The sequence below is a fragment of the Cellvibrio sp. GW822-FHT04B05 genome, assembly GCF_058800985.1.
The window spans coordinates 196710-208571 of the sequence record NZ_JBXAMU010000001.1; the positions used below are offsets into that span (position 1 = coordinate 196710).

At 46.8% G+C, this 11862-nt stretch carries 11 protein-coding genes; 3 read left to right on the top strand and 8 right to left on the bottom strand.

Annotation, left to right across the window (positions count from 1 at the left end; genetic code table 11):
- The first annotated feature begins 120 nt into the window (after positions 1-120).
- The 3 genes from AC1RJL_RS00825 (at position 121) to AC1RJL_RS00835 (ending at position 3980) form a co-directional block, all read left to right on the top strand.
- Positions 121-318, top strand: a complete 198-nt coding sequence (locus tag AC1RJL_RS00825) for a hypothetical protein (protein WP_492910842.1) — start codon at positions 121-123, stop codon at positions 316-318.
- Positions 319-664: 346 nt separating this feature from the next.
- Entirely contained in the window at positions 665-2686 is a 2022-nt protein-coding gene (locus AC1RJL_RS00830) for a glycoside hydrolase family 97 protein (RefSeq protein ID WP_492910843.1), read from the top strand.
- A 277-nt stretch (positions 2687-2963) separates the two neighbouring features.
- Complete coding sequence (locus tag AC1RJL_RS00835; RefSeq protein WP_492910844.1) at positions 2964-3980, top strand: LacI family DNA-binding transcriptional regulator; 1017 nt, start codon at positions 2964-2966, stop codon at positions 3978-3980.
- Between the two features lie 150 nt (positions 3981-4130).
- Here AC1RJL_RS00835 and AC1RJL_RS00840 read toward each other — a convergent pair whose 3' ends face one another.
- The 8 genes from AC1RJL_RS00840 to AC1RJL_RS00875 all read right to left on the bottom strand — a co-directional run bounded on the left by AC1RJL_RS00840 (position 4131) and on the right by AC1RJL_RS00875 (position 11854).
- Positions 4131-5042, bottom strand: coding sequence for a hypothetical protein (locus AC1RJL_RS00840; RefSeq protein WP_492910845.1), 912 nt, complete (start codon positions 5040-5042; stop codon positions 4131-4133).
- 408 nt (positions 5043-5450) lie between these two features.
- Positions 5451-5741 (bottom strand): NadS family protein, encoded by a 291-nt coding sequence (gene nadS, locus AC1RJL_RS00845; RefSeq protein ID WP_492910846.1) that lies wholly within the window; start codon positions 5739-5741, stop codon positions 5451-5453.
- A gap of 2 nt (positions 5742-5743) precedes the next feature.
- A complete protein-coding gene (locus AC1RJL_RS00850) occupies positions 5744-5971 on the bottom strand; it encodes a type II toxin-antitoxin system RelE/ParE family toxin (RefSeq protein WP_492910847.1) in 228 nt (75 codons plus the stop codon).
- Positions 5972-6288: 317 nt separating this feature from the next.
- Positions 6289-7251, bottom strand: coding sequence for a galactofuranose ABC transporter, permease protein YjfF (gene yjfF, locus AC1RJL_RS00855; RefSeq protein WP_492910848.1), 963 nt, complete (start codon positions 7249-7251; stop codon positions 6289-6291).
- On the bottom strand, positions 7244-8293 hold the full coding sequence (locus tag AC1RJL_RS00860) for an ABC transporter permease (protein WP_492910849.1): 1050 nt from the start codon (positions 8291-8293) through the stop codon (positions 7244-7246). Before AC1RJL_RS00860 ends, yjfF begins: the two co-directional genes overlap by 8 nt.
- A 55-nt stretch (positions 8294-8348) precedes the next feature.
- Entirely contained in the window at positions 8349-9845 is a 1497-nt protein-coding gene (locus AC1RJL_RS00865) for a sugar ABC transporter ATP-binding protein (RefSeq protein ID WP_492910850.1), read from the bottom strand.
- Between the two features lie 229 nt (positions 9846-10074).
- Positions 10075-11019, bottom strand: coding sequence for an ABC transporter substrate-binding protein (locus AC1RJL_RS00870; RefSeq protein WP_492910851.1), 945 nt, complete (start codon positions 11017-11019; stop codon positions 10075-10077).
- Between the two features lie 64 nt (positions 11020-11083).
- The gene (locus AC1RJL_RS00875) at positions 11084-11854 is read right to left on the bottom strand and encodes an SDR family NAD(P)-dependent oxidoreductase (protein WP_492910852.1); all 771 of its coding nucleotides are present in this window, start codon (positions 11852-11854) and stop codon (positions 11084-11086) included.
- Positions 11855-11862: the final 8 nt, after the last annotated feature.

The following is an 11862-nucleotide window of genomic DNA, read 5'->3' on the forward strand; positions in this document are numbered from 1 at the left end:
TTTAAATGCATGGTTATTAAATGCGTTGGCATGGGCTGATGTGTATGGGCCTGGGCTAACGATTGATCTACAGCAAATACATACAAAAAATTATTGTTATAAAAATAGAGGTATATGTTTATGTGCCAAACGCAAATCGGTGGATCTACTGCATTTTTTAATGGAAATATTTTTTATGCGCCAAAGAAAATAGCGGTGAACAAAATACCTTGGGCAGAAATTATCTTAATGACAGAAAAAGGTTTATGTCTAGATGAAAAACTACACAAACAAAACCTGAAATCGATTTCTTTTTTTGAAAACGTTGCCATTTTTTAAATTGTCGATGAGGTTCACTATTGCGTTGTTAAGGCCGCTAAAAAATGCTTGATTCGATGCTTTCCATGATTGGTTTTTTGAAAACGTTTTCAGTCATTTGAAAACGATTTCTTTTTTAAAAACAAAGTTTTAGCGCTGGACAGAGGGTAATTCCTGCTATTAAATTGTTTGTTATCTGCAGGAATAAACGCCTATCGGTACCGGGTGTTTAAGGCATAGGAGTTGTTTGCTACATAGACCATGTTCATGCACAAGGTTTTTATGTGGACAGTTCAGCATAACTAATAATGATGATGCCGATATTCCTGCTTTCACAACAACAAATTAATCACCAAGACTAAAAGCAATGAAAAAAATACTTATGGTTCTGATCGCCTCATGGGTTTCTACTGCTGCAATCGCCCAGACACCGGTTGCCAGCCTCTCATCACCTGCCAACACCCTTGGTATTAATATATATTTATCATCCGCAGGCGAACCCAGTTACACGGTTTTATACAAAGGCAAAGATTTGGTCGCAAGTTCTCGCTTGGGTTTTGAATTAAAAAACCAACCGGCATTGGCCAGCGGATTTAAATTGATATCGGCTAAAACCACTCGTTTTAACCAGACATGGGAACAACCTTGGGGCGAGGAGCGTTTTATCCGCAACCATTACAACCAATTGCGTGTCGCCCTGCGTGAAGCCAGCGGCGCAAAGCGTAAACTGGATGTGGTTTTTCGTGTGTACGATGACGGCATTGGTTTCCGTTATGAATTTCCCGAGCAAGCATCCTTGTCGTCAATTGATATCGTTCGCGAATTGACGGAATTCAATATGGCTGGCGATCACACCGCATGGTGGACACCGGGACAAGCGGGTAATCAATACGAATATCTTTATCAAAAGTCACCCGTGAGCAAAATGGGATTGGTGCATACACCTGTGACTATGAAATCAGCGGATGGAACTTACATCGCCTTGCATGAAGCTGCGCTGCATAATTATTCCACTATGAATGTAACCGGTGCTGAGGGCGGAAAAATCAGTGCGACCCTGGTGCCTATTTCCAAAAATATGCCGACCGCAGTAAAAATCCAGGCTCCTGCTGTGACACCCTGGCGTACCTTGCAAGTAGAAGACTCAGCAACAGATTTGATTACCAATTACCTCACGCTGAATTTAAATGAGCCGAATAAATTGGGTGATGTCTCCTGGATCAAGCCTGCAAAATATGTCGGCATCTGGTGGGAATTGCATTTGGAAAAAACCAGTTGGAAATCCGGACCCACTCATGGTGCAACTACAGCTAACACGAAAAAATACATCGACTTTGCTGCACAGCATGGCTTCGCTGGAGTATTGGTTGAAGGCTGGAATAAAGGTTGGGATGGCGAATGGTGGCTGCCAGGCGGCGGCAATGCTTTTAATTTTTATACTCCCACTCCAGATTTTGATGTGGTAGAAATTAGTCGCTACGCACAGCAAAAAGGTGTTTACATAATTGGTCATCACGAAACCGGTGCGGCAATCGAAAATTACGAGAGCCAGTTGGATGATGCATTTGATTTTCTTGAGCGTTACGGCATGAAGGCGGTCAAAACCGGTTATGTTGAAACCGGTGAGGAATTGGTCAATGGTTTATATCACCATGGCCAATTTTATGTGAACCATGCGCAGCGTGTTATCGATGTTGCGGCAAAACATAAAATTGCGGTTATTGCGCACGAAACTGTAAAAGATACCGGTGAGCGCAGGACATACCCCAACATTATTTCGCGCGAAGTAGCGCGGGGTCAGGAATACGATGCCTGGTCGGCCGATGGCGGCAATCCACCCAATCACACCGCAATAATTCCCTTCACTCGTATGTTGTCCGGCCCGATGGATTTTACGCCCGGTGCATTTGAATTGACCTTGCCGTCGCGGCCAAAGAATCAGGTCAATACCACCTTGGCCAAACAATTGGCACTGTACGTGGTGATCTATTCCCCAGTGCAAATGGCCTCCGATTTACCTGAGCACTACGAGCAACATCCGGATGCATTTCGCTTTATCAAAGATGTTGCTGTCGATTGGGAAACAACCAAAGCCCTCGGTGGCGAAATTGGCGAATATGTAGCAATTGCCCGTAAAGCCCGTGCAGGGGACAATTGGTTTGTCGGTGCATTGACGAATGAAAAAGCGCGCAGTTTGAAAGTAAAAACTGACTTTCTTGATGCGGGTAAAAAATATACCGCCCGCATTTATCAGGACGGTAAAACTGCGCATTACGCAACGAATCCAGGTAGTTATGAAATCAGGGAAATGGATGTCTCCCGTGGCGATGAAATTTCACTGCAGTTGGCTCCTGGAGGTGGCGCTGCCATCAGCCTGATCGCCAGGTAATTGATAGTTTTGTCATGAGTTAGTGTTAAACCGTAGTCTCTCCCTTGCTTGGGGCAGTCGTGAATAGCCGTCCGGGAATGTGTCTTTCCTGTATTGCTGTGGTATCACACTGCTCCTTTTTTATTTTTATACCATGGGAATCCGGTTTCTCATTGCCTCAGGAATCAGGCTGCACGTCTTTGTGGCCGCCTTCCTTTTTATTCGCCGTTAAAAAGTGCTAGCCTTAACCTGTCAGACACGACGATAAGTTCATAACAACAAAAAATAGGCCATCGACATGATAGGAATCAAAGATATCGCCAAAGAGGCGAAAGTCTCCCCTGCTACAGTTTCGCGCGTCCTGCGCAATCCGGATTTGGTTACTGAAGACAAACGCACCCGTGTACTGGAGGTGGTGAAGCGCACCGGCTATACCCCCAACAGTCTCGGTGTCAGCCTGCGTATGTCCAGGACTTATAACCTGGTCGCCATCATTCCCGACGCGATCAGCGTATTTAATTATCCGGTAATCCGCGCGATTGAAAGTATCGCACTGCAAAACGGTTATTCACTTCTCCTTGGTGATACCCAGGAGATGGAGAGCCGCGAGCGCTCATTTGCCAACATGGTGCGCTCGCGCCAGGCGGATGGGATTTTATTGTTTTGCTCGCGCCTGCCATTTGATATTGATCCCGAACGCACGCTCGCAGAGCAGTTGCCGCCATTGGTTAATGCCTGTGAGCCGGTGGATGTAGATGGAATTCCCAGTGTAAATATCGATAACACTGCCGCTGCGGAAGACGCGGTAAATTATTTACTCAGCCTCGGTCATAAACGCATCGGCGTCATTGCGGGTAATATGACATCGCCCAGCACTATCGCTCGCCTGAACGGTTATAAAAAGGCGTTGGAAAATGCGGCTATTTCTTTTGATGAACAATTAATCCAGATTGGTGATTACGCGCTTTCCGGTGCTGCGGAAGCAACACGTAAATTAGCAAATCAAGCCAATCGTCCCACCGCTATTTTTGCATTCAGTGATGAGATGGCGATGAGCTGTATGGCCACCCTGCATCACATGGGTTTTAAAATTCCAGAGGATTTTTCGGTGATGGGTTTTGATAATATTCGCTACGCCGAATATTGCAGCCCTGCGCTTACCACAATTGCCCAGCCTATGACCGAGATTGGTATCGCCTGCATGGAATTACTGTTGCCGCAACTTAACGGTGAACCTATGACGGCAGTCAAACGAATTTTGCCCCACACATTAATGGTACGCGAAAGCACCGGCTTGGCTCCCCAACTGATTTAACTCTCTTTTTTCTCTTATTTTCAGGGTTCCCGGGCTTTGCCTGGGAACGACTATTTTCACTGATATAAAAATTCATTTAATGAAATTTTCATTTTCGTCAAGCTATGTATTCCCAAGTGGAAATTGGAAGATGTGAGAAGGAAATTAGACCTAGGGCTGGGGAGTGGGTGGATTTAACAAAACCCAATTCTTCACTTGCGGATGAAAAAAGCCGCACTCTTCATAAGCGCGTTGGATAATTTTTTTCTGCTCCAATAATTCAATACCCTTTACCAGCGCATTAAAAATTTCCTCACCTTGCGGATGGTTTTTACTTACCGGCCAATGCCGGCTACCAGGCAGTGCGACTTTAATACCGGGAATAGGTACCAACTCCAAATTACCCACCACCACTTTCATCTCCGGATTAACTTGAAATGGCGCAAGGGTAAAGTCGGCACGTCGTGCGGCTACCATACGCGCGATTTGCACCCAATACGTTGAAAATTGAACTTTTTTAATACCCAGTGCGGTCAGGGTTTTAACATCGGCATTCCAGTGGGGGTTGGACGCTGCGCTGAGATGCTGCACTTTTTCAAGTGTATTTGCTTGCAGGGCGCGCTGGTTGTCCGGACGGGTGTAGAGGCCTGCAATAAATTCACCTTCTTTTACCACCGCCTTGGTTTTGAACAGGTGAGTAGTATAAGGTTTTATATCTTCCCTCCACATAAGTGCCCCCGATAATGCTACTTGTCCATCGGTGACTAATTTCAAAATACGCAGATAACTATTTTCTGGCCGCAGGGTTATTTTCCCTTTGAATCCACCTAAATCCAATGCCTGTTGCAACAGAACAATTTCAATCACATCGCGGCGCGCGCCCGGGCCACCAAAATAATCGATCAGTAATGGGTCGCGCTCACCTACAAACAATTGGTAGTCGGCGATGATATCTTCATCAACAGCAGCAACAATGGTTGCACTTGCAAGCACCGCTTGTGATGTTGCCGCCATTAGCATTACTACCGTCATTGCTAACCAATGACAGTAGTGCGCCAAAATAGGGCGGGACAATTTTTTCAAGCGAGTAACTCCTTGGGGAAACTCCGGCAACACGTCAGGTAATACCAAAAATTGACTACAGTTTTTATTATTAGTACCGGATGCTATAAAAAAATAGGCGAATAATTACGCTGCAAAAAAATAGTAGCCTGCATCATAGCCCACAGTTAATCCTCATGCATCTGTCGATTTTAAAACTAGCGGAAAGTGGGAGTGATCAGTTTAATTAAGGAGATGTTTCGTAGTAGAGACTCAGGTATAGATATCAAGGCTAGTGGCTTCAGTTTTGCAGGCATCCACAACCTTTTCGTTTAGCCATTGCGTGCAAGTAGCGCTCCAGACTCCGTTTGTGATTGCAAACACATAAGTTAGCGTTACAGAAATTTTTTAGCCTTATGAAGCGAATGTAGTAGAGCGTTGATGTGGTGCTTAGGCACTTAACGCACGTAATGCATGTTCCGGATCAGCTTCTACAATGCGCAGTAATGAACGGGCAGCGCCTGTTGGGTGTCGACGGCCTTGCTCCCAATTTTCAACAGTGCGTTTGCTTACACCTAAAAGAACTGCAAATTTTTCTTGAGAAACACCCAGTCGATCACGGATCGCTTTTACTTCAGGGTCTGGGAAATCAAAACAACGAGAAGCAGCTTGATTACCTTTAACAATCTCATCCATTTCCTGGATACTTTCCAGAAGCTCATCAAACATTTCTTTTTTCATTATTACCACCTCTCAACAATTATTTTGAGTTGTGCAATTTGTTCTTTAGTTAGATTTTCCTGCTTACCTTTTGGGTAGGCATATAGCATGCGGATATGGTGATTATCGACAACCCAGTAGTAGATAACTCGAATTCCACCACTTTTACCTGTGCCTTCCAAAGGCCAGCGAACTTTGCGTAGCCCACCAGAATCCTTTATTAAATCTCCCATGTCGGGGCGATTTACCAAGGCCTCCTGTATTGGTCGTCACTTAATAGTTCTTTAATGAGCTTGGTAAATACACGAGTTTCAATAATAACCATTTTCCCTCCATTGTACGCCATTGGCGTATAAATTCCATATAGTATTTGCTATTTTAAATGATGGAATAACTTTCATGTGCGCAATTAATTTACTCTTTGTAAATCAATGCATTAAGTGAAAATTTTGATTTGATATTCAATTTTGGCTGATTTTAGCCGGTTCCAAACGGACAAATGTGCGTATAACGAAAAGCCTAAGGCTCTCACCTTGGCTTCGCATTTTCACTTACGGGAAGTTAAAACCTATCGCGGCTTGCCCCTTACCAACAACTGCTGCAACGCAATAAAACAAAACAGCAGTAAACCAATCACAATCTTGGTCCACCAACTGCTCAGGGTGCCATCAAATGAGATGTAAGTTTGTACTACGCCCATGATTAATACACCCATCAGTGTGCCGAACATGTAGCCGTAGCCACCAGTCAGTAGCGTTCCGCCGATAACTACGGCAGCAATTGCATCCAGCTCTACGCCGACGGCAGCGAGAGAGTAGCCGGAGAAGGTATAAAAGGAATAAACGATACCCGCGAGCGTGGCAAGGAAGGTGCTGATCGCGTAAATACGGATAGTAGTGTGTGCGAGAGGAATACCCATGAGTGCAGCGGAGTTGGCATCGCCACCGACGGCATATACACGGCCGCCGAAGCGGGTGTAGTGGGCGATCACAATCGCGGCTACTAAGACCAGCAAACAAATGATGGTGGAGCTACCGATCCAGGCATCGCCCGGAATTTCAAAACCGAATGCAGAAACCTGATTATAAAATTCGTGTTCGATGGGAATGGATTCTTCGCTGATCACGCTTGCCAAGCCGCGCGCAAAAAACATTCCTGCCAGAGTGACAATAAACGGCTGCATTTTGTAGTAGTGGATGATTGCGCCCATGATCGCACCAAATGCAGTACCGCCAATCAATACAAAGGGAAATACCACCAGCGGATGCCACTGGTATTTGCTGATCAATAGGCTGCACACCACACCGGTCAAGGCGATAACTGCACCAACGGATAAATCGATACCGCCGGATAAAATCACAAAGGTCATGCCCACGGCAGCGATAATTAAAAAGGCGTTGTCGCTGAGCAAATTAAAAAAGACGCGCGGGGTTCCAAAACCTTCAAATTGAATGGCCCCAACGCCGAATAATAAAAAGAATAAACAGCAGGTCACCGTGAGTGGAATAAATTTGGGATTCAGCTTAAGCACGGTTGGCCTCCTTCTTTACTTTCTTAAAAAGCGATGGCCAGAAATTCAACTGATTTAATTGTTTTTGGAATAGCGGTGATTGCATTAACAACACGATAATAATCGCGCTGGCTTTAATCAACAGGTTAAATTTCGGTGGAATACCGCTGAGGATAATGGTCACGGTTAGTGTCTGGATAATCAGCGCACCAATAATCGCGAGAAAAATAGAAAAGCGCCCACCCATTAGCGATGCCCCACCGATCACTACGGCGAGAATTGCATCCAGTTCCAGCCATAAACCAGCGTTGTTGGCATCGGAACCTTTGATGTCAGCTGCCGCAATCATCCCGGCCAGTGCAGCGCAAAGCCCGGCTACACAATACACGCTCATTTTAATCGCTCTGGCATTCAAGCCCATGTAATGGCTCGCTGACGGGTTTGCACCAACCGCTTCAATGTACAAACCCAATGCGGTTCTGCGCGTTAATAATTGCACCACGATAACAGTAATGATCACTAGCACTACGGGGAAGGGTAAGCCGAGAAAATCACCTGTGCCTAAAAATGAAAAACCGGCGTGATCGAAGGTGACTATCTGGCCTTCATTCATCAGCTGCGCAATACCGCGACCCGCCACCATTAAGATCAACGTGGCAACAATCGGCTGGATGCTCATATAGCCAACTAACACACCATTGATTGCCCCGGCAATTAATCCGGCCACCAAACCCGCACTGATAATAATCGCGAGGTTATCGACACCTTTGGTGATGTAATAGGCACTGGCAGCACCGGCGATTGCCATGATCGAGCCAACGGATAAATCGACACCGCCGGTTGCAATCACCAATGCCATGCCGATAGCAAGCAATGCAACTGGCGCCGCGCGATTGAGCACGTCGATCAGACTGCCGTAAAAGCGGGCGTCTTTAAATTCAATATGAAAGAATTCCGGTGCGATTATCGCGTTGATAACCAGCAGCACCAGTAAACCGGCGCACGGCCACAAATAGCGGCGCAGGTTTTGGTTTTTACTCTTGCTTATAGAAAAGGGGTTCATAAATTTCTCTTCATTAATGTTTTTCCAACCGTGTTCCAGTAACAAAAAACGGAAACTAACTTGCCGCAATCGCCTGCATAATCCGTTGCGGGTTAATGTCATCCCCTTCGAGTTCGGCGACTTTGTTGCGGTCGCGCAACACGATGACCTTGCTGCTAAACGCAACCAGCTCTTCCAGTTCAGATGAGGCCACCACCAGGGCCAAGCCTTGATCGCAGAGTTTACGGATCAAACGGATAATTTCGGCGTGGGCGCCGATATCGATTCCACGGGTAGGTTCATCGAGGATTAACAGCGATGGATTTGCCGCAAGCCAGCGCGCCAGAATGACTTTCTGTTGGTTGCCACCGCTTAATTGCTCAATCGGTTTTTCAATATCCGACGTGGCAATACTCAATTCCTTAACATATTGGTTGGCGATGGCTTCCTGTTCTTTGCGCGAAATAAATTTCCACCAGCCCTGTTTGATTTGACGAGCGAGGATCATATTTTCGCGAATGGAAAGTTGACCGAGAATACCGTCGTGTTTGCGATCTTCCGGGCAGAGGCCCATACCGACGGTAATGGCATCACGTGGTGAATTGAAATTCACCGTGTTGCCATTAAAGGTCACTGAACCGCTGTGCTTTTTATCCACGCCGAAAATTAACCGGCACAATTCGGTACGGCCTGAACCCAGCAAACCGGCCAGGCCAACCACTTCACCTTTACACACATGGATATCGGTAGGGGACAAGGTTGCTTTGCGGGCGAGACCCTGGATATCCAATAACGTATCGCCACAGCCAGCGTTGGTTTGTAGTTTATGTTCACCCAATGTCGCAAGTTCTTTACCGAGCATATGGCCGATCAATTCACTGCGCGACAACCTGGCCGTTTCAAACTCACCGACTAATTGTGCACTGCGCAATACCGTGATGCGGTCGGACACGGCATAAACCTGATCGAGAAAATGCGTCACGAAGGCGATACCGATACCGCGCGCTTTTAAATCGCGCATGATGCGGAACAGCGATTTGACTTCATCTGCATCAAGGCTCGCGGTAGGTTCATCGAGGATTAATACCTTTGCCGACATATCCACACCGCGCGCAATCGCAATCAATTGCTGTACGGCGATGGAGAAATGCGAAAGGGGCAGGGTGACATCGATATCGAGATCGTAACCTTTGAGCAATTGCGCCGCGTCCTGATTTACTTTTTTCCAATTGATCAAACCAAAACGGCGCGGCTCGCGACCGAGATAAATATTTTGTGCAACGGTGAGGTTGGGCAGCAAATTCACTTCCTGATACACAGTGCTAATGCCAAGCGCTTGCGCATCGCCAGTGTTATTGGGAAAGATCGGTTTGCCGTCCAATAAAATATCGCCGCCATCGCGCTGGTAAACACCGGTCATCACTTTGATGAGGGTCGATTTACCCGCGCCATTTTCACCGAGCAACGCGTGTATTTCACCCGCGCGTAAACAAAGATCCACACCTTTCAAGGCATGGACGCTGGGAAATATTTTATGAATTCCCTTGAGCTGTAAAACCGGAGTCGTATTCATTTGTTAAATCGCTTTTGATTTTTTATGTGGCACATACTTTCGGGGTGCTAGCGAATAGGGTTGGTCGACCGTCTGAGGCATGGACGACCCACATGGATGTGGGAAGTGTCTCGACGCGCCGGGAGCGCAAAGAGACCGCCGAAGTCGAGCCTCCATGGACGCCAAAATTTACCTTAACCAAAGCTGGGCGTGTCGTCTAATCCTGTTCGCTAGTGCTCCTGTTCAGAAATCATTTCGCACCACGCTTCGCCAATTCAGCAGCCGCATTTTCTTGCGTATACACAGCACCACCCATGCGAATCCATTTATCAAATTCTTTTTTGCCGTTGCGATATTCGTTGATTACATCAAATGCCGGGCCACCGAGGTGCGGACTCAATTCAACTGAGACATTAATATCGCCAGCCACGATAGATTTCAGCGCATCGTCTACCGCATCTACAGACACAATCAAAATATCTTTACCCGGTTGAAAACCAGCTTCACGCACGGCCTGAATTGCACCCAATGCCATTTCATCGTTGTGCGCCCAAATTGCACACACGCCTTTGCCACCACCTTGCGCCTTCAACATGGTTTCCATCACCTCTTTACCTTTGGCGCGGGTAAATTCGGCGGTCTGGCTGCGCACGATTTTGGTTTCAGGAAATTTAGCGATGGTATCGTTAAAACCTTTCATGCGACCAATCGCCGCACTTGAACCCACAGTGCCTTGCAGTTCGAGAATATTGCATTTGCCCCGGGTTTTTTCGGTGAGCCAATGTGCGGCGCGTTGGCCTTCCACTTCAAAATCCGGCGCGATGCGGGTGAGGTAAAGTGATTGGTCGGTAACGGAAACATTGCGATCCAAAATGACCACCGGAATACGCGCGCGTTTTGCTTCCATCAATACCGGTTGCCAACCGGTTTCCACTACCGGTGCAATCAAAATAGCATCGACACGCTGCGCAATAAAACTGCGCACCGCTTTAATCTGGTTTTCCTGTTTTTGTTGTGCATCAGAAAATTTCAGCGTGATGCCGCGTTTTTCCGCTTCTGCTTTTACCGATTCAGAAAAGCTGGTGCGCCAACCGGATTCGGAACCGACCTGCGCAAAACCAACGGTTAATGCATTAGCGGTTGCGCTAAGGCCGATAGCGGCGGCGAGTGTCAGTGTCTTGAAAATAGTTTTCATATTATGTCCTCGTGTAATTGAATTATTTATTTGTTGCCTTTATTCCCCGCTCTTTGTTTGGGATTTATATCCAGCCGCCATCCACGATAAAATGTTGGGCGGTGCATAAACGGCTATCATCCGATGCCAGAAATAATGCCATCGCACTGATGTCTTCCGGCATCACCGATTTTTTTAAACATTGGTTATCTAAAATATTTTTTGCAGATTTATCCTGGGTGAGCATCGCCATCTGGCGATCCGTCATCACCCAGCCGGGCACCAGGGTATTCACGCGAATATTATCGCCGCCCATATCGCGTGCGAGTCCGCGGGTCATTCCTTCTATCGCTGCTTTGGAACTGGTGTATCCCGGCATGCCGCCCTGTGTGGCATACCAGCTCATGGAGCCGAGATTAATAATGGAGCCGCCGCCAAGCTCGAGCATATGTTCGTAGACTGCTTGCGCAGCAAAAAAATGGTGACGCAAATTTACTGCGAGCCGCTCATTCCAGTAATCGACTGTGACCTCGCGAAAATCGTGGCGGGTGTCATTGGCAGCGTTATTAACCAACACATTGATGGGGCCGACATCGTTATAAATTTGCCTGATGGTCGCCTGCAATTTGGGAATATTTAACAAGTTACAGCGGTAGTAGCGCGGTGGTGTGTTGTCAGTGCGATGGCTTAATTGTGCAACCAGCTTTTGCGCATCGTCATCGCGGATGTCAATAAAACACACTTGCGCGCCCTGCAGGCAAAATGCTTCAACCAAATTAGCGCCTATGCCGGATGCTCCGCCGGTAATCAACACGATTTTGTATTTCAGGCTGGGATATTGATTGGTGAGTGTCATGGTCGCAT